At 45.2% G+C, this 17,673-nt stretch carries 17 protein-coding genes; 9 read left to right on the forward strand and 8 right to left on the reverse strand.

The features are described from left to right. The first annotated feature begins 123 nt into the window (after nucleotides 1-123). On the forward strand, nucleotides 124-609 hold the full coding sequence (rraA, locus tag ACYTPF_RS14030) for a ribonuclease E activity regulator RraA (protein WP_179982013.1): 486 nt from the start codon (nucleotides 124-126) through the stop codon (nucleotides 607-609). Between the two features lie 164 nt (nucleotides 610-773). Here the strand turns inward: rraA and ACYTPF_RS14035 are convergent, their stop codons facing one another. From ACYTPF_RS14035 to mpl, 3 genes are all read right to left on the reverse strand, one after another. Beyond that, nucleotides 774-1,583 carry a S1/P1 nuclease gene (locus tag ACYTPF_RS14035; protein WP_461852649.1) on the reverse strand — a complete coding sequence of 270 codons (810 nt, stop codon included), beginning with the start codon at nucleotides 1,581-1,583 and terminating at the stop codon, nucleotides 774-776. Between the two features lie 2 nt (nucleotides 1,584-1,585). Further along, a complete protein-coding gene (locus tag ACYTPF_RS14040) occupies nucleotides 1,586-2,218 on the reverse strand; it encodes a flavin prenyltransferase UbiX (protein ID WP_461852650.1) in 633 nt (210 codons plus the stop codon). A gap of 66 nt (nucleotides 2,219-2,284) precedes the next feature. After that, nucleotides 2,285-3,643, reverse strand: coding sequence for a UDP-N-acetylmuramate:L-alanyl-gamma-D-glutamyl-meso-diaminopimelate ligase (gene mpl / locus ACYTPF_RS14045; RefSeq protein WP_461852651.1), 1,359 nt, complete (start codon nucleotides 3,641-3,643; stop codon nucleotides 2,285-2,287). Between the two features lie 309 nt (nucleotides 3,644-3,952). Here mpl and ACYTPF_RS14050 point away from each other — a divergent pair, with 309 nt between their 5' ends. The 4 genes from ACYTPF_RS14050 (at nucleotide 3,953) to ACYTPF_RS14065 (ending at nucleotide 7,356) form a co-directional block, all read left to right on the forward strand. After that, entirely contained in the window at nucleotides 3,953-4,930 is a 978-nt protein-coding gene (locus tag ACYTPF_RS14050) for a class 1 fructose-bisphosphatase (RefSeq protein WP_136783141.1), read from the forward strand. A gap of 161 nt (nucleotides 4,931-5,091) precedes the next feature. Beyond that, on the forward strand, nucleotides 5,092-5,622 hold the full coding sequence (ppa, locus tag ACYTPF_RS14055) for an inorganic diphosphatase (protein WP_014947861.1): 531 nt from the start codon (nucleotides 5,092-5,094) through the stop codon (nucleotides 5,620-5,622). A gap of 141 nt (nucleotides 5,623-5,763) precedes the next feature. Continuing rightward, nucleotides 5,764-6,261, forward strand: coding sequence for a DUF3299 domain-containing protein (locus ACYTPF_RS14060; RefSeq protein ID WP_423078648.1), 498 nt, complete (start codon nucleotides 5,764-5,766; stop codon nucleotides 6,259-6,261). A 138-nt stretch (nucleotides 6,262-6,399) separates the two neighbouring features. Then, nucleotides 6,400-7,356: a dihydrodipicolinate synthase family protein gene (locus ACYTPF_RS14065; RefSeq protein WP_461852652.1), complete on the forward strand. Its 957-nt coding sequence runs from the start codon at nucleotides 6,400-6,402 to the stop codon at nucleotides 7,354-7,356. On the opposite strand, the gene ACYTPF_RS14070 is transcribed toward ACYTPF_RS14065, so the two are convergent. Together ACYTPF_RS14070 and ACYTPF_RS14075 are read right to left on the reverse strand one after the other, a co-directional pair. Next, on the reverse strand, nucleotides 7,353-8,051 hold the full coding sequence (locus ACYTPF_RS14070) for a 2OG-Fe(II) oxygenase (protein WP_461852653.1): 699 nt from the start codon (nucleotides 8,049-8,051) through the stop codon (nucleotides 7,353-7,355). The two genes, ACYTPF_RS14065 and ACYTPF_RS14070, sit on opposite strands and share 4 nt — an antisense overlap. Nucleotides 8,052-8,073: 22 nt before the next feature. Next, nucleotides 8,074-8,493, reverse strand: coding sequence for an acyl-CoA thioesterase (locus ACYTPF_RS14075; protein WP_136783137.1), 420 nt, complete (start codon nucleotides 8,491-8,493; stop codon nucleotides 8,074-8,076). A gap of 186 nt (nucleotides 8,494-8,679) precedes the next feature. Between ACYTPF_RS14075 and ACYTPF_RS14080 the strand changes: the two genes are divergently transcribed. Next, a complete protein-coding gene (locus ACYTPF_RS14080; protein ID WP_461852654.1) occupies nucleotides 8,680-10,182 on the forward strand; it encodes an Hsp70 family protein in 1,503 nt (500 codons plus the stop codon). 77 nt (nucleotides 10,183-10,259) lie between these two features. Here ACYTPF_RS14080 and ACYTPF_RS14085 read toward each other — a convergent pair whose 3' ends face one another. Together ACYTPF_RS14085 and uvrA are read right to left on the reverse strand one after the other, a co-directional pair. Beyond that, nucleotides 10,260-10,427 carry a hypothetical protein gene (locus ACYTPF_RS14085; protein WP_025256952.1) on the reverse strand — a complete coding sequence of 56 codons (168 nt, stop codon included), beginning with the start codon at nucleotides 10,425-10,427 and terminating at the stop codon, nucleotides 10,260-10,262. A 204-nt stretch (nucleotides 10,428-10,631) separates the two neighbouring features. Then, on the reverse strand, nucleotides 10,632-13,463 hold the full coding sequence (gene uvrA / locus ACYTPF_RS14090) for an excinuclease ABC subunit UvrA (protein ID WP_179982021.1): 2,832 nt from the start codon (nucleotides 13,461-13,463) through the stop codon (nucleotides 10,632-10,634). 378 nt (nucleotides 13,464-13,841) lie between these two features. Here uvrA and ACYTPF_RS14095 point away from each other — a divergent pair, with 378 nt between their 5' ends. After that, nucleotides 13,842-15,179, forward strand: a complete 1,338-nt coding sequence (locus tag ACYTPF_RS14095) for an MFS transporter (RefSeq protein ID WP_461852655.1) — start codon at nucleotides 13,842-13,844, stop codon at nucleotides 15,177-15,179. 65 nt (nucleotides 15,180-15,244) lie between these two features. Further along, nucleotides 15,245-15,829, forward strand: a complete 585-nt coding sequence (locus ACYTPF_RS14100; RefSeq protein ID WP_461852656.1) for an HAD family hydrolase — start codon at nucleotides 15,245-15,247, stop codon at nucleotides 15,827-15,829. 74 nt (nucleotides 15,830-15,903) lie between these two features. Here the strand turns inward: ACYTPF_RS14100 and ACYTPF_RS14105 are convergent, their stop codons facing one another. Beyond that, nucleotides 15,904-16,518, reverse strand: coding sequence for a hypothetical protein (locus tag ACYTPF_RS14105; RefSeq protein WP_461852657.1), 615 nt, complete (start codon nucleotides 16,516-16,518; stop codon nucleotides 15,904-15,906). A 211-nt stretch (nucleotides 16,519-16,729) separates the two neighbouring features. Here ACYTPF_RS14105 and ACYTPF_RS14110 point away from each other — a divergent pair, with 211 nt between their 5' ends. Beyond that, nucleotides 16,730-17,593, forward strand: a complete 864-nt coding sequence (locus ACYTPF_RS14110) for an alpha/beta hydrolase family protein (RefSeq protein ID WP_461852658.1) — start codon at nucleotides 16,730-16,732, stop codon at nucleotides 17,591-17,593. Nucleotides 17,594-17,673 lie beyond the last annotated feature (80 nt).

Consider the following 17,673-nt stretch of genomic DNA (forward strand, 5'->3'; position numbering starts at 1 on the left):
TAACAAAACATAAAAATTTGATGAAACGCGCTAAATCAACCATTTGCATCATCAGAATAAATGCTATGCTAGGTCTAACGAGCATAGAGCTTCAACGCTTCTCAATTTTAGTAAGGCAAAATAATGGAATACAACACATCTGAATTATGCGACTTGTTTGCTGACAGCGTAGACGTAGTAGATCCGATTTTCGCAAGCTTTGGTGGCCGTTATTCTTTCGGTGGTGAGATTACCACCGTAAAATGCTTTGAAGACCGAGGTCTTATCGACCGTGTGCTTGCTCAGCCTGGTGCGGGTAAAGTACTACTGATAGATGGCGGGGGCTCAAGCCGTCGCGCGTTGTTTGATGCATCATCTGCTCAAGTCGCTATTGATAACGACTGGGAAGGGGTTGTGATTTACGGTAGCGTACGTGAAGTTGATAGTCTTGCTGAATTAGATATTGGCGTTTTGGCTGTCGCTGCAATTCCTGTAAATGCCGAGTGTGAAAGCATTGGTGAAGTTGACGTACCGGTTAACTTTGGCGGCGTTACGTTTTTACCTGAAGACCACCTGTATGCAGATAGCACGGGCGTTATTCTTTCTCCTGAACCGCTAGATTTAGATTGAAGTTAAACAGTAACCAAAAGCTACCTGTTTTGAGAATACATTAAAAAACGGAGGCGTAAGGCCTCCGTTCGTGTTTTCATTATTTGCGGGGTTTCCGATAGCACCAATAAGACGAACTGATAAGCCCTAAGATCACTTCGAATTGAAGTCGGTGTTACTTAAAACTACTTGTTCGCTTCTTCAAACACCTGGTTTAAATACATAGCGATGCGAATACCAGCCATCTGCAAACGCTTTTTAGCAGTAGGCAGATGATTGTATAAGTAGTCGTAGCTCATGTTATTTGCGTCATCTGGATAAATGGTATCGCGAATAGCAGTACTTTCCTCAATCCATACCATAGGGTCGGTAGTAGCCCAACTGCGAATGTCTTCTGAGGTAATGGTTTGTGTAAGCCATTCAGTCCATTCAGAATAGGACAAGTCGCGCTGATCTAGCATTTGTGAATCCCACACGCGGTGCAAGTTAGAGTCTTGCCAGAAAAAGCGTACTTTTACATCGTTTCCACCGCGGTCGGTGCCGTTTCCAGCGTGCAGTGGCTGATGCAAGTCGCCAATAATATGCACGATAAATTGAAGGGCTAAGCGCTTCTCTTCAATGCTGGATGTGTCGCTTTTTAAGGTTTCGGTAAATTGGTTTAACGCGGTAACTGCATCACCTTGCTTTGGTGCACCTACTTCTTCATAAGTTTTACCCTTAGGCACAGATACGTAGTGCCAAGGGCTAGCAGTTTTTTGCCAAAATTCGCTGGGGTTAGAACGCATTTCGTCAGCATGAGTCGCCGCTTCAGCCAATGAACCATGTGGTAGCAGCTCCATAAGTGCCGCATGTGAAAGAGGGCTTAAGTACTGCTGGGCAATAGCGCCAGTTACTCTATGGCCTGTTTGTCCCCAGCCGAAGGCGGGTGATGCAATGCACAACGTAAATAGTGTGCTCAGCGCTACTGCGCAAATCCTGTTTGCAAACGCGAACATGATTAATCCTCTGAATGTTTTGAAGATTGATAGCCCCATCTTGCAACGAGTGTCTGCTCAATACCCAGGTGGTCTAATATGCGCGCCACAACAAAATCCACCAAATCATCGATAGTTTTAGGATTGTGATAAAAGCCTGGCGCAGCGGGCATTATGGTAGCGCCCATTTGTGAAAGTTTAAGCATATTTTCTAAATGGATAGAAGAAAGGGGCATCTCCCGTGGCACTAAAATGAGTTGGCCACGTTCTTTTAGTACTACATCTGCTGCGCGCTCAATAAGGTTATCGCTAGCGCCGATACTAATGGCAGATAAGGTGCCTGTAGAGCACGGACATACCACCATTTTTGCTGGGGCAGCCGAACCTGAAGCCACTGGTGAAAACCATTCTTCTTTACCAAACACTTTGATTTGGTCAGGTTTAGCATTGCAGTGCTCGGTAAAAAACGCCGCTGCGTCTTCGGGGCGGCCCGGTATTTTTACGTTCTCTTCAGTGGCAAATACCACCTTGGCCGCTGAAGAGATAAGTACATACACTTGATAATCTGCATTAACCAGAGATTTCAGCAGCGTTAGGGCGTAAGGTGCGCCAGATGCACCTGTAATAGCAAGCGTAACTTGCTTATCGTGTTTCATGGTTTAGCCTCTGTTGATAACAAGCAAAGCGGGCTTGTCTATCGAATATAACGTTATTCTCATTTTTTACAGTTTGGACTTCATTTTTAAAGCGTCGAGAATACGGCCGTGAATGCCTTCGAAACCGCCGTTACTCATTACAAGAATATGATCGCCCGATTGTGCTACGTTGCAAACGTCTTGAACGATCTTCTCTACATCTCTGAAACAGTGAGTAGGCGCACTGCTGTGCGCTACTGAATCGACTAGTGACCAGTCCATGCCTTCAGGTTCATAAAGGTAAACCTCATCGGCTTTTTGCCAAGAATTTGCCAGCGTGTCTTTGTGTACACCCATTTTCATTGTATTCGAGCGCGGCTCTAGCACAGCCAATATACGTGCATTACCCACTTTTTTGCGCAGCCCATCCAGTGTAGTTGCTATTGCGGTAGGGTGGTGCGCAAAGTCGTCATACACGGTGATGTTATTTACTTCACCTTTCACTTCCATGCGGCGCTTAACATTTTTAAAAGAGGATAACGCTGCAATCGCGTCAGGTAAGGTAACGCCTGCATGATGAGCGGCGGCTATTGCCATTAAAGCGTTGTCTACATTGTGTTGACCTACAAGTGACCAGGTTACGGTTCCCACGTTAACACCGTTATGTAGTACATTGAATTCACTGCCGTCTTTCTTTAGTAGCTCAGCATGCCACTCTTTGCCCAGTGATTGGCGAGCAGACCAGCAGCCTTTCTTTAACATATCTTCAATGGCAGGGGTGTTGTTTGGGGTAAGAATAAGCCCATTTTCTGGCACCATACGAACCAAATGGTGAAACTGGGTTTGTATAGCTGCAAGGTCGGCAAAAATATCGGCATGATCGAACTCAAGGTTGTTGATAACCAAAGTTTTCGGGCGATAGTGCACAAACTTAGAACGTTTATCGAAAAATGCGCTGTCGTATTCGTCGGCTTCTATGACAAAAAAGGGGCTTTCACCCACGCGGGCCGATACGCCAAAGTTCTCTGGAACGCCGCCAATCAAATAACCAGGGTTAAGCCCAGCGTGTTCTAAAATCCACGCTACCATGCTGCTGGTGGTGGTTTTTCCGTGGGTACCTGAAAGTCCAATAACCCAACGATCTTTTAGTAAGTTATCTAGCAGCCATTGCGGACCGCTGGTGTAAGGTAAGTTGCGGTTTAGCACGTATTCCACGGCGGGATTGCCGCGCGACATGGCGTTACCGATAACTACCATATCTGGTGCTGGATCAAACTGGCTTTCGCAATAGCCTTCGGTCAGTTCGATGCCTAATGCCTCCAGTTGAGTACTCATAGGGGGATAAACGTTTTTATCAGACCCTGTTACTTTGTGGCCTAGTGATTTGGCAATGGCGGCGATACCACCCATAAAACTTCCACAAATGCCTAAAATATGTACATGCATAGCGCATTCTCAATGAATTATCATGTTATTGGGGTACTGTATCAGAACCATAAGGCCGATAGATAATTCAATTTTTATCAAAGCAGTGCTGCTGTCAGCCTTTGTGCACCGTAAACATTCAGGTATTCAAAGTATACAAACTGGTATGGTGTGTGTATGACTTTTGGTAAGTATGTTCCACTTAGCAAAGAACACGGTTACAATCTAACCACAGGCTTAAAACCTGTGTGTGCTTCAGATAAACGCCGGTAAGGAAAGCTGAGCGACTGCAAGTACAACACCCTACACATAAAAAAAGGCTTACATTCAATGAAACGTTTAAATTCCCAATTGCAACAAGACGGTGCACCGCTTGAGTTAATACTACTCATTCGTACACTGCTAGCGGGCTGTAAAGAAATTTCTTTCCGCGTGAGTCAAGGCGCACTTGCTGGCGTGCTCGGTTCAACTCTTTCAGAAAACGTACAGGGCGAAACACAGAAAAAGCTCGACGTTATCTCTAACCACATTTTAAAAGACACGCTAAGGGAATCTGGCTACGTTAAAGCCATCTCGTCTGAAGAAGAAGACGATGTAGTACCGTGCAACCCAGAAGGTAACTACTTAGTAAGCTTCGACCCGCTTGACGGGTCTTCAAACACTGAAATTAACAGCCTAATCGGTACTATTTTTTCAATTACTCATGCACCGCAGTGGATGAAGCCAGACGATCCCTCTGCTTTCTTGCAGCCGGGCACACAAATGGTTGCAGCAGGTTATGTACTGTATGGCCCGTCTACAATGTTAGCGCTGACCACAGGTCGCGGTACGCACATTTATACCCTTGATAAAACCCATGGTGGTTTCCTGCTAACTCACCCGAATATTCAAGTGCCTGAGCAAACTTCTGAGTTTTCAATTAATGCTTCGAACCAGCGTCATTGGGAACCTGCTATGCAGGCATATGTAGCCGATCTTTTAGCGGGTAAAGAGGGGCCACGTGGTAAAGACTTTAATATGCGATGGGTGGCGGCAATGGTAGGTGATATTCACCGTTTGCTTTGTCGAGGTGGCATCTTTATGTATCCATTCGATAACAGAGACCCGTCTAAGCCAGGTAAATTGCGTTTGCTTTACGAAGCCAACCCAATGGCATTTTTGATGGAGCAAGCAGGTGGTAAAGCGGAAACGGGCACGGGCAGAATTCTAGAGGTGATGCCTGAAGAAATTCACCAACGTGTACCGTGCATTATCGGTTCTAAAGACGAAGTTGATATGTGCTTGAGCTATAACGACAACGCGGAATAGCAAAAAATGGCCCTGACGGGCCATTTTTTATTAAAAAGCAGCAAAATTTCTTGAAAAAATAAAGAGATTAGTACGACAAGGGTCGTAAAGCGTTTTTATTTTGCTGCTGTCACCGTATACTTAACCCCAAATTTCTTATACATCATTGAAAGGACCAAAGAATGAGCTTAAGTGCTATTTCTGCTGGTAAAAATGTACCAGACGAAGTAAATGTGATCATCGAAATTCCAGCACACGCTGACCCGGTGAAGTACGAAGTAGACAAAGACACAGGTGCACTATTTGTTGACCGTTTCATGGCAACTTGCATGCACTACCCAACTAACTACGGTTACGTTAACAACACCTTGTCTGAAGACGGCGACCCAGTTGACGTTCTAGTAATGACTCCGTTCCCACTACTTGCGGGTTCTGTTATTAAGTGTCGACCAGTTGGCGTACTAAACATGACTGACGAGTCTGGTAAAGATGCAAAAGTACTAGCGGTACCAGTAGACAAGCTTTCTACTATCTATCGTGACGTTAAAGAAATTGCTGACGTACCTCCTCTTCTTCTTAAGCAAATCGAGCACTTCTTCGAGCACTATAAAGATCTTGAAGAAGGCAAGTGGGTTAAGATTGACGGTTGGGCAGACGCTGCAGCTGCAAAAGAAGAAATTACCGCAAGCATCGCGCGTTTCGAAGCAGAATAATTCACGCTGCTTTAAATTGATGATACAAAGGGCTGGTGTAATACCGGCCCTTTTTGTATGTGGCTAAAAAGTGAAGATTGAAAACGAAAAGCAAAAGCCGATACAAAAAAGCGAACAAAATACTCAACGATAGAGAGCAGTATGATCCACCATAAATTATCCATGACCTCATTATTTGCTGTACTAATGATGGTTGTAACTTTCAACGCACTGGCAGATGAAGCGCCTGTCAAAGCTCTTGTAGAGGTGTATTGGGAAGACCTTGTACCTGAAGGCTTTAACGAACTCGCACCACCCTCGGTTCAGCACAATGGTGAAATGAGTCAGCTCCAGCCAGACGCACCAGTCGTCGATACCTTTGACGGTAAACGAGTGAAAATTCCGGGTTTTGTTGTGCCACTTGAAGGTACCGCAGAACTCACCACCGAGTTCTTACTTGTTCCGTATTTTGGAGCCTGTATTCACGTACCACCGCCGCCGTCCAATCAAATTGTGTACGTAAAATTTGAAGAAGGTGTACGCATTGATAATATTTACGATGCGATATGGGTGACTGGCGAACTATCGACCGACGGCTGGAAAGGCGATATCGCATCAGTAGGTTACCGCTTAAAAGGTGAAGCGGTTGAGGGGTTCTAGCGGTAGCCTTGAATGTACAACCACGCTAAAGAAGGTTACCTCTACTATCTCAAGTGTCACGACGAGCTGGATAGAGACAATGCATAGGTGATGCGTTAACGTTAGGAAGCATTAAACGTTTTAAAATAAGGACATCAGGTGTTTACAGGGCTATCAGCGTTTCCCATTACCCCATTTAAACAAGAGACGATAGACTACAAAGCGTTTCAAGGGCTTGTTGATAATTTAGCCTCAGCTAACGTAGATTCAATTTGCGCCATTGGCTCTACTGGGCTGTATCCTTACCTAACGCGAGAAGAAAAGTACAACGTAGTAAAGCTCGCCGTTAACCACGCACAAGGCATTCCTGTTATGGCAGGCGTCGGGGCCCTTCGTACCTATGACGTGTTAAAAAACGTTGAAGCTGTGCAGCAAGCAGGGGTTAATGCTGTGTTGTTGGCACCGGTTTCTTATCAAGTACTTAACGAAGACGAAGTGTACGGCCTCTATGAGGCAGTGAGTCACGAAGTGTCTGTGCCTATCTGCGTTTATGAAAACCCTCGCGTGACTAATTTTACCTTTAGTGATGATTTATACCTTCGCATAGGAAAATTACCGAATATCGGAGCGATTAAAATACCCGGCTCGCCATTTGCCACATTTGCTAAAAATTCAATGGATAATAGCGCTAGCAAAGGTATCTCACCCACTTCAGCAAGCAATAGCGAAGGCGCTCGCCGATTATCATCATTGCGAGAAATAATGCCTGCAAACATTGCTATCGGTGTAAGTGGCGATAGTTTCGGCGCAGCAGGAATGTGCGAAGGTTGCGACCTTTGGCTTTCTGTTATAGGTGGAATATTCCCGCGAACTGTAATGCGTATTATCGACGCCGCTCAGTCTTGTAATGCTGTCGATGCACAGGCTCAGTCACAAGCGTTAAGCGGAATATGGAGCATGTTTGCGCGCAATGGCGGCGGCTTGCGTGTGGTTGCTGCTGCGGCAGAAATTTTGGGCTATTGTGAAACGCCTAGCTTGCCTGCGCCCTTCTTACCTATCGACAAAAAAGAGTACAGAGAGCTAGAGCACATCATCACGGAGTTATCGTTAAGCTAGCCCTGCGTATAAATCTGCTCAGCGCGGTTAAACAAAAGCCACGACGTTAAAATGTACTTGTCGTTACTCTTTGGAATTTGACCGCGATGCGTGTGAGTAAAATAGGCTGGCGCAATTACCATTCTGCCTGCTTTGGGCTTAACCGCACGGTTTTGATAATAAAACTCGGTCTCGCCGCCTTCTTCCACATCGTTTAAGTAGTACATAAACAGCAGCACGCGGTGCAGCGCATCGTTATGTTGAAGCTGCGGATACACTTCAGAGTGCCAATATGGGTAGCCGCCGTTACCCGCGGTGTATCGCTGTGCATTAACATCACCTACGCGAAACAGGTAATTCACCAAATTTACCAAGTTTGGCTTGCCCACTTCATCAAAATTTTCACCGGTTACTTTTACCGGTTCGCCGGTTTTTGGGTGGCGTACGGTTAAGCCAATAGGCCCAACAAGCGCAAAATAGTATTTTTCAATATAGGCAACCAGCTGCTTTCCGGTGTGCTGCATCACTTGCTGAAATAAGTCTTTAAATTCCGGGCTTCGGCTTATCGACACATCCATACTACGCTTTTTATCTAAATCTACACCACCGCCAGTGCGGCCTTGACTTAAATTAGGGCTGCTTTCAAAGCGCGCGATAAGCTGCGAGCACAGTTCGGGTGGTAGTACATCATCAATAACTTCAATTAAATCGCTCATGGATACCTCGTACTGCGCTTTATTACTTAGTTGGTAATTCTTTAAAGTGTGACTGTAGCTCTGACTTCACATCATCTGGAATTGGCGCAGAGCGCTGTGTTTTATAGTCGAAATGCACCATGGTGGTAACGCCAGTTGAGCATAGCTTATCGTCTTGCCATAACTCTTGAAACACGTCGAACGCACTGTTTCCCAATCGACTAATATACGTTTTAACTGTAACTGGCTTTCCATAGAAAATTTGAGCTAAAAAATCGACCTTATAACTGGCCAAAATGAGTGGCCAGTTTTGTAAGTCTAGCTCAGGGGTAAACATTCTGAAAATGGGTTCTCTGGCTGCTTCAAACCACGCGACTAATGCTGTGTTACTTACATGCTGTAAAGCATCGGTTTCACAAAAACGTACGTCAAAAGAAGTGATAAGTGGTGCTGTGTTACTCATAAATTATTGTAGGCGTTGTTATAAGTTTAATTCCTACTCTAGCATTATGGGCAGGGGTTTTCAGTAAGCCCTTGTGTAAGCGATTGTGTTTAAGGCAAATCGTTGTGTTTCGATTAGCTTACAGGGGGTGTGCCGTTAGCTTCTTTTGCATTACAATCCGCATCTAACTTTTTGAGCGAACATACTATGACTGCGATTGGGATTGACTACGGTACATCAAATTCTGAGGTTGTGTATTTTGATGGAACGGCCCATCAGCACATCAAACTTGACCCGCTAGATAAAAAGGGCAATAAAATTCGTTCTTCGGTGTTCATTTACTTTGAAGATGAACTGCCGCCGCCTCCTGATGCTATGGTGGAGGCGAAAGTTGCGCAGTTACAGCGTGTAATAAGCGAACAAATAGACAAAGCTAAAGACGGCTATTATTCGGCAAAAGACCCGAAAGAGCAGGCAATGTATAGCAGCCGAATCGACTCGCTTCGTGGTGACCTCCATAACAAGCCAGCCCTTCAACGAAAAGCGATTCAGCAGTTAATGCACGCCATGTCGCTAGACGAAATTCCTTTGCTGCGTTTGGTAGAGCACGGCAAGTTTGCATTTGGTGAAGAGGGCTTTAGGCGCTTTCTTAAAATGCCGGACAAAGGCCGACTTATCTATTCCCCCAAGAACTTTTTAGGCGCATCGCTAGATGGCGACCAAAAACAGGCGTTCATCGGCATTATTGCCAAGCAGCTTGCTTACTTTAAACAGTGTGCCGAACAGCAGCTAGGCAAGGTGGTAAACAATGCGGTTATCGGCAGACCTGTTAAGTTTCATGGCACCCGCGGTGAAGAGGGCAATGCCCAAGCCATTCAGATTATGACTGAAGCGGCGACTAACGCTGGGTTTTCAGGTGTAAACTTCTTGGATGAACCTATTGCTGCAGCGTATAAGATTGAGCAAACCTTACCAAAAGACACTACCACGCTAATTATCGATATTGGTGGGGGAACGACGGATATTTGCTGTATTAAGCTTTCGCCGGAGCGTTCTAATCAGCTTGACCGTAAAGACGATGTGCTAGCGGTAACAGGCAGACGTTTAGGCGGTATGGACTGTGATAAAAGCTTGGTTCTTAAAGGCATAGCCCCTGAAATGGGTATGGGCCTTAAAATGATTAACGGGTTACCTGTTCCGCCTACCTATTTTTCTGATATGTGCGCTGTTGATAACATTCCAGCGCTTACGCGCTTTTTCTCTGATGATTACGGGTTAGATATTTCTCAATCCATGTCAGTGATTAAAGAGCCGGCCCAGTTAGAGCGTTTGCTTATCGTGCAAGAGAATAAGTTGTCTGCTCGAGTGGTCAACTCAGCGCGTTTGGCCAAAGAACTACTTTCGAGCAAGCAAAACATTACGCTACCGCTGCACTACATTGAAGACGACTTTGATGTAGAGATTTCACAGGATTCACTTAAAAAGGCGTTAAAACCTTGGCTAGACAAAGTGAAAGCGTTAGTCGTGGAATGTTTGGAAAACAGCAGTGAAAAACCAGAGGTGGTAATGATAACGGGTGGTATGAGTTTATCACCTATTGTAGTCGATGCTCTCTATGAAAAACTGCTTACGGGGCTGCCTCGATTAGAAAACGATGCGTTCAATTCGGTGTGCGAAGGATTAGCAATTCAAGCAGCTAAGCACGCTTAATCTTCTATAATCTTTCTCAGACATGAAAAACATTAAGCCTTAGCGCGGTTACATAAACTACGCTAAGGCTTTTTTGATCAGTGCTTAAGAATATTGTGTTCTTTCAAATAAACTGCAATAGCCTCTGGCGACTCGAAAGCATTTAACAGCATTTCTTGTGCGCGCGCTTTAACATCGTTATCTTCAGATGATGAAAGTAAGTGGTACCAAGTCTTAACTAAGGCTAGTGGTGGCGTTTGAGTCATTGGGTTTCGCTCCAGCAATTCTTACTGCAAAATTCACATAAATCATCGTAACGTATGATTTGCCAAAACAAGCTCTGACCAGCATGGAAAAACGTGCAAATAAACGTCAACGCGCACTTTTTACAAGCTGCTGTGTAAATTACACAACAGCTTACAAAGAAGAAGTCATGCGCTCAACGCCTACGAATTTACATCTAAACCGGCTCAAGCTTGTGTGAGCATGGGTTTCAGGAATCGTCCTGTATGTGAAACTTCTTGTTGTGCCACATGCTCTGGTGTTCCTTCTGCAATAATCTGGCCACCTCCAGATCCCCCTTCAGGTCCAAGGTCGACAATCCAGTCTGCGGTTTTGATTACATCTAGGTTATGCTCAATAACCACAACGGTATTACCGTGATCGCGTAGTCGATGAAGGACGGCTAACAACTGCTTAATATCGTGGAAATGCAAACCTGTAGTAGGCTCATCCAAAATATAAAGTGTTTGCCCAGTGTCTCTTTTTGACAACTCTTTCGCCAATTTTACTCGTTGCGCTTCACCACCAGATAACGTGGTGGCCGCTTGACCAAGTCGGATATAAGACAAACCCACATCCATCAGTGTCTGCAATTTACGTGAAATAGATGGAATAGCATCAAAGAACTGACGAGCATCTTCCACGGTCATTTCTAACACTTCATGAATGTTCTTATCTTTGTATTTTATCTCTAGGGTTTCACGGTTATAGCGTTTGCCCTGACATACATCACAGGGCACGTACACGTCTGGCAGAAAGTGCATTTCTACTTTAATCACACCATCGCCCTGACATGCTTCACAGCGCCCGCCTTTCACGTTAAAGCTAAAGCGGCCAGGCTTATAGCCCCGTGAACGTGACTCTTGAGTGCCCGCAAACATTTCACGAATGGGAGTGAATATGCCTGCGTAGGTAGCCGGGTTAGAACGCGGGGTTCTACCAATTGGGCTTTGGTCAATATCTACCACTTTGTCGAGCTGATCTAACCCCGTCATTGACTTATGCGGCGCCGGTTCAGAAGTGGTAGCTTTGTTTAATTCCCGTTGTGCAATTTTGTAGAAAGTATCGTTAATCAGCGTTGATTTACCCGAGCCAGACACCCCCGTTACGCAGGTCATTACACCCGTAGGAATACGTAAATCAACGGATTGCAGGTTGTTACCCGTAGCGCCTAAAAGCTCTAACCACTTATCGTCTTTAACTGGCGTACGGCTAGCAGGTATATCTATTTTTTCCTTACCAGATAGGTATTTTCCGGTAAGTGAGTCTTCACTGTTTTTAATGTCTTCCAGCGAACCTTCGGCAATTATTTCACCACCGTGTACACCGGCACCCGGGCCAATATCCACAATGTAATCGGCTTCGCGTATTGCATCTTCGTCGTGCTCAACAACTAATACTGTATTACCTAAGTCGCGCAAGCGTGTAAGGGTGCCAAGCAGTCGCTCATTGTCGCGTTGATGAAGACCAATGGACGGTTCATCGAGTACGTACATTACGCCAACAAGTCCTGCGCCAATTTGGCTTGCTAGTCGAATACGTTGGGCTTCACCACCGGATAAGGTGTCGGCACTGCGCGACATAGAAAGATAATTTAGGCCCACATTCACCAAAAAGCTTAGGCGGTCCATAATTTCTTTTAGAATCTTTTCAGCTATCTGCGCTCGCTGACCTTCCAGGTTAAGTGACTCAAAGAAGCCAAACGCATCTGCAATCGACATTTCTGCGATAGCAGGTAAGTTAGTATCTTGAATAAATACGTTACGCGCTTCTACCCGCAACCGGGTGCCGTTACAACTGCTACAGTGTTGTTGGCTTAAATATTTTGCTAGCTCTTCACGAACTGAATTCGATTCGGTTTCGCGATAGCGGCGCTCCATATTTGGGATTATGCCCTCAAATGGATGTTTGCGTTCCATCACGTCGCCGCGCTCGTTGATATACTTAAAGGACAGCGATTTCCCTTTGGACCCGTAAAGCACTATGTCTTGATGCTTCTTATCGAGTTCCTCAAACGGTACAGTAAGACTAAATTTGTAATGGTCTGCTACCGCCTGCAGCATTTGGAAATAGTAATAGCTGCGCTTGTCCCATCCGCGAATAGCGCCGCCAGACAGACTCAATTCGGTATTGCCGACAACGCGTGCGGGGTCAAAGAACTGTCTGGTACCTAGCCCGTCACAAGTTGGGCAGGCCCCCGCTGGGTTATTAAATGAAAACAGACGTGGTTCAAGTTCACTAATGCTGTAGCCACAGTGAGGACAAGCAAAGTTGGCAGAGAACACTATTTCTTCCGCGTCTTTGTCGTCCATATCAGCTACGACAGCGTTACCACCAGCAAGGCTCAGCGCTGTTTCAAATGATTCTGATAAACGCAGCGCCATATCGTCACGCACTTTAAAGCGGTCCACCACAACTTCAATGGTGTGCTTCTTATGCAAATCCAGTGGCGGTGGATCGGACAAGTCGCAAACTTCTCCGTCAATACGCGCGCGAATGAAACCTTGTGCTGACAGGTTCTGCAGCGTCTTAACGTGCTCACCTTTGCGCTCTTTAACGATGGGCGCTAGCAACATCAGCTTACTGCCTTCTGGCATCGCTAGCACTCTGTCTACCATTTGACTAACCGTTTGTGCGTCCAAAGGCACATCGTGCTCTGGACAACGGGGTGTGCCTACACGGGCAAACATCAAACGTAAGTAGTCATAAATCTCAGTGATGGTACCCACGGTGGAGCGCGGGTTGTGCGATGTTGATTTCTGCTCAATGGATATTGCAGGTGACAACCCTTCAATATGATCAACATCGGGTTTTTCCATCATGGAAAGAAACTGACGCGCGTAGGCAGATAAAGACTCAACGTAACGACGTTGACCTTCCGCATAAAGCGTGTCGAATGCAAGAGACGATTTACCCGAGCCAGAAAGGCCGGTTATCACCACCAGTTTGTCTCGTGGCAGTGTTAAATCGATGTTTTTCAAGTTGTGGGTGCGAGCACCGCGAATTTCGATTTTATCCATTGAAGCCTAAATGAGAGAAAAAGAATCAGTATGCCATAGGTGTCAAGTAAAGTGATATGACATTCAAGTTATACTGTGAGTGGAGTAAGCAGATCACCTTACAGGCACAAGCTTACGATTAGTACTAACGAAACTACCTTGCAAAGTGGTGATTTTATCTCCACTTTTAAACCCTTAAGAAGGCGAAAAGGCTAAATCAACTTCGCGAGTTGAAGAAAATGCCAATTGTATTAATCGAATTTTAGGTACGTGGGCAATTATCTATGCGGACTGGTATTATGCTACACTTCGCGGCCTTATTCTTAATGCAGCAGAAACAGGTGTTCTCTGCGCGCTTTTATGTTTTTTTGATTTTATTTATTGAGGGAAACAGACGCTTTGAACGCTTTGGAATTACGCGCCGCGCTTGCACTCGCCTCCGTTTACGTATTACGCATGATGGGGTTGTTCATGGTTATGCCTGTATTGGCTGTGGCCGCGATGGACTACCCGGATTACTCGCCTTTATTGGTGGGACTTGCCGTGGGTGGATATGGCCTAACCCAGGCTGCGCTGCAAATTCCTATGGGCATGATGTCTGACAAATGGGGGCGTAAACCCGTTATTTTGCTAGGGCTTGCTGTTTTTGCATTAGGAAGCTTTGTAGCAGCAAACGCCGACAGCATGGTTATGATGATTGTTGGGCGTATTCTTCAAGGCGCTGGAGCTATTGCAGGTGCGATAATGGCCCTTGCTACCGATGTCAGCCGGGAAAGTCAGCGAGCCAAAGTGTTAGCTATTATAGGTATTGCCATTGGCTTTTCATTCTATTTAGCCGTTATTTTAGGGCCACTTATTGCGAACAGCTACGGGCTTGCCGGCGTGTTTGGTATTACTGGTATTCTGGCCATTCTTTGCATGCCGTTGGTTAAATGGGTAGTGCCAAACGGCGTGCAGCTGAGCAGTGGTGATACACTCCCGCAAAAAGACCAGCTAAAGCGTTTGGTCTTTTCTTCTCAGTTATGGCGTTTAAATATAAGTGTGATGATTCTACACATGATGATAACGCTGTTGTTTGTTCAACTGCCCGTAACGCTACTGAACTTTGATATGACGTTAGATAGCCATTGGACGGTTTACTTACCCGTTTTAGGCGCGTCAATTGTAGGTCTAATCATAATGATGGGAGCAGCAAGAGGCCGTACGCCTAAATCGCTCCTTGTAACTGGCGTTGTATTAATGGGCGGTGCGTTTTTGGCGCTGAGTTTAGAGGACCATAGCTGGTGGTGGGTTACCGCAGCCGTGGTTCTTTTCTTTACTGGCTTTAACTATTTAGAAGCGAATTTCCCTGCATTGGTGTCGAGTATTGCACCAGCGGGCCAAAAAGGAACGGCTATGGGTCTTTACGCTAGCTTTCAGTTCTTTGGCGCGTTTTTAGGTGGTGTAATTTCAGGCTTAGTTACCGATATTTGGTCGCAAGAACTCGCTTATGGCATCGGCGCTGCTAGTACTCTGCTTTGGCTGTTCATTATTTTTGGTGTTAAAGAAGTGAGTCGGGTAAAGCGCGTGATGATGAACGCAGAGTTTGATAGTTCAAATGCTTCTAGCATTGAGGCCGACCTATTGCTGGTGCCGGGTGTACTGGAAGTGACATTAAACAGTCAAAATAGCGCGGTATACTTAAAAGTTGATCGTGATTTCGACGCCGTAAAAGCGCGAGACGTGTTGTCTGCATAGTTGCTGATCTCATTGCAACCATGAAAGGTTAGCACCACACCATTTTTGAAAAGGAAGCGAAAACCATGATTGACCTAAGCAGCTACAAAGCCATTATTTTTGATATGGATGGCACCTTGGTCGATTCAATGGGGGCGCATATTGATGCGTGGCAGCTTACGTGCGATGCGTTTGATTATCCCTTCGACCGAGACTATCAATACAGTTTAGGTGGTGTTCCTACCTTTGAAACCGTACATCTTATGAATGCAAAGTATGGAAAAAGCCACGATCCAGCAGAGGTTGCTTCAAATAAAAAACAGGCCTTTGAAGGGCTAGACCATGTGCCAAGGCTTATTCAAGATACCCTTAACGTGTTTAATCACTATAAAGGAAGCATGCCCATTGCAGTGGGGACGGGCTCAGATAGGCAGCATGCGCAAATGGTGTTAAATGAACACGGCCTGCTAGCCCAATTATCTGCGCTAGTTACAGCCGATGATGTCACTCAAGGTAAACCTCACCCTGAAACCTTTGTGCGTGCGGCAGAACTAATGGGGGTAGCACCACAGCATTGTGTGGTGTTTGAAGATACCGACATGGGTAGAAAAGCGGCGGTTGACGGCGGCATGGCGTGCTTTATGGTTAAAAACACGCGTCTAATCTACTGAATCTTCTCCTGATTGAAAGTTCGAGCTTAGGGTTTACGCTCACTCAATCGTGTCCACTCTATAGTTTCTTAGGCTTATACCGCCTCTAGTTCGCTTAGCGTATTTCCACAGTTGTGTAGTAGTGAAGACTTTATACGTTTGGTGGCATCATGAATGGCGGTTTTCATGGCATCGATAGCAATCTGACTGCTCTCTTTTTCACTGACACTGGCGTTTACATTTACGCTTTGCCCTCTGAAAGTGGTGGCGGGTGAATACTCATCGGCATTATCAGGTTTGTACAAAACATTAAGCACCACGGTGGCAACCATATTACTTCCTAAGCTTTTTACAAACGCGCGGTTTAGTACTACTTTAACGCTTGTGGCTGCTTCAATATCTGGGCTGACATTCATCGCTTCTAAGCTTTGCTGTAACAGTGAATAGAGCGTGTCTTCTGTTACATTACTGCTTCCAACGAGCAAGTCTTTACTCGACCGCATATCGATTAATTCTGCCAAGTTAATTGGGCAAGCTTTCGCTTTAGACATGGTTAGCTGATAGTCTTTTCTTTGCGACGCAGGAATTAATGATGAGTCAAGCTCGGGTGGCGTAGACTCGCAAGCGGCGAGCAAAAGTAGCGTGCAGCAGGCGAAAATCATTCGTGCTGATGGCGCAATGCGGGGTGAGAAAAATGATGTACTTTTCATTATTTTAATTTTTTCTTATGGATAGCTTATGTCAGTAATATAGACTCAAGTATAAGAAAGTTTGTAGTGCGAAGAAACTGAACAACTGTTGCAAACTGTTACAGCTGGTTTAGCATATCAAAGCACAAAGTGTGTGCAGTGACGCGACTTTCAAGCACTCGCAGGTTAAATATAAACTTCCCTATTACAAATCAACACGGACAGTTCTTAAATGATGACCTTTAAAAGCGCAGTAATCAGTGTAGTTGCCAGTGTTTCACTATTAGGGTGTGCAATTAACGTATCTCCTTCTGCATTCTTCTATCAAGATGCGCAGCAACAACCTCTTGATACCACAAAGCTGCACGCCGCCATTCAAAAAGATAAAACCTCAGCGGGCATCACCCGTGTTGAAGTAAAAAACGAAGCTGGATTAACCCTAAGAGGTGTTGCCGTTTCATACCCTGACCCAATCGTTAACATTGTTTTCTTCGCAGACAATCGTATGCCGCTAAGTGAAAATAACAGCATTATTCACAGGCTGGGTAAGCTGCCCGCTAATATTTTATGGCTCGATTATCAGGGGGTAGGGGCCAGTGATAAGGCAAAAGATTTGAGTATTAACGCTATCAAGCAAGACGCGTTAACCCAGTTTGATTATGTCGAAAATGCGTTTGATGCCTCACTTCCCACTATTGTTCACGGCCGTGGTATAGGCAGTTATTTCGCAAGTTATGTTGCGGCCAATCGAAAAATAGATGCTTTGGTACTGGACGGGGCTTTCAACAACATTTCTGATTTAATTGCCAATATGGTGCCGGGTTTCTCTAATTCTTTCACTAACATGAAACTTCACGACGAAGTTCACAGTATGCAAATAGCACCAATTCTTCGCCATTATGAAGGCCCTTTGTGGCTTGTAGTTGGTGAACAAGACAAGATAACGCCTTATCCAATCAGCCAACAATTGCTAGAAGATGCTTCAAGTAGCAAAAAATACATTTCCGTAATTCCCGGAGCCACACATAATGCAACGCTTACAAGTGACTATGCCATTGAACAGTACAAACAATTTTTAGCGAGGTTTACTCAATAAGTGAGTTTTGTCCTCTGTGGATAAATAGTGGAAAACCTTGTTGGTAAGTCTGTTAATAGCCATATATACCGGCAGATCAC

It is taken from the genome of Alteromonas sp. HB246098 (assembly GCF_054890645.1).

Coding starts and splice junctions, on each gene's coding strand:
- ACYTPF_RS14050 (WP_136783141.1), top strand. CDS start 3,953: ATGAAACGTTTAAATTCCCAATTGCAACAAGACGGTGCACCGCTTGAG.
- ACYTPF_RS14040 (WP_461852650.1), bottom strand. CDS start 2,218: ATGAAACACGATAAGCAAGTTACGCTTGCTATTACAGGTGCATCTGGC.
- ACYTPF_RS14080 (WP_461852654.1), top strand. CDS start 8,680: ATGACTGCGATTGGGATTGACTACGGTACATCAAATTCTGAGGTTGTG.
- uvrA (WP_179982021.1), bottom strand. CDS start 13,463: ATGGATAAAATCGAAATTCGCGGTGCTCGCACCCACAACTTGAAAAAC.
- ACYTPF_RS14100 (WP_461852656.1), top strand. CDS start 15,245: ATGATTGACCTAAGCAGCTACAAAGCCATTATTTTTGATATGGATGGC.
- rraA (WP_179982013.1), top strand. CDS start 124: ATGGAATACAACACATCTGAATTATGCGACTTGTTTGCTGACAGCGTA.
- ppa (WP_014947861.1), top strand. CDS start 5,092: ATGAGCTTAAGTGCTATTTCTGCTGGTAAAAATGTACCAGACGAAGTA.
- ACYTPF_RS14085 (WP_025256952.1), bottom strand. CDS start 10,427: ATGACTCAAACGCCACCACTAGCCTTAGTTAAGACTTGGTACCACTTA.
- ACYTPF_RS14070 (WP_461852653.1), bottom strand. CDS start 8,051: ATGAGCGATTTAATTGAAGTTATTGATGATGTACTACCACCCGAACTG.
- ACYTPF_RS14105 (WP_461852657.1), bottom strand. CDS start 16,518: ATGAAAAGTACATCATTTTTCTCACCCCGCATTGCGCCATCAGCACGA.
- ACYTPF_RS14110 (WP_461852658.1), top strand. CDS start 16,730: ATGATGACCTTTAAAAGCGCAGTAATCAGTGTAGTTGCCAGTGTTTCA.
- ACYTPF_RS14060 (WP_423078648.1), top strand. CDS start 5,764: ATGATCCACCATAAATTATCCATGACCTCATTATTTGCTGTACTAATG.
- ACYTPF_RS14075 (WP_136783137.1), bottom strand. CDS start 8,493: ATGAGTAACACAGCACCACTTATCACTTCTTTTGACGTACGTTTTTGT.
- mpl (WP_461852651.1), bottom strand. CDS start 3,643: ATGCATGTACATATTTTAGGCATTTGTGGAAGTTTTATGGGTGGTATC.
- ACYTPF_RS14035 (WP_461852649.1), bottom strand. CDS start 1,583: ATGTTCGCGTTTGCAAACAGGATTTGCGCAGTAGCGCTGAGCACACTA.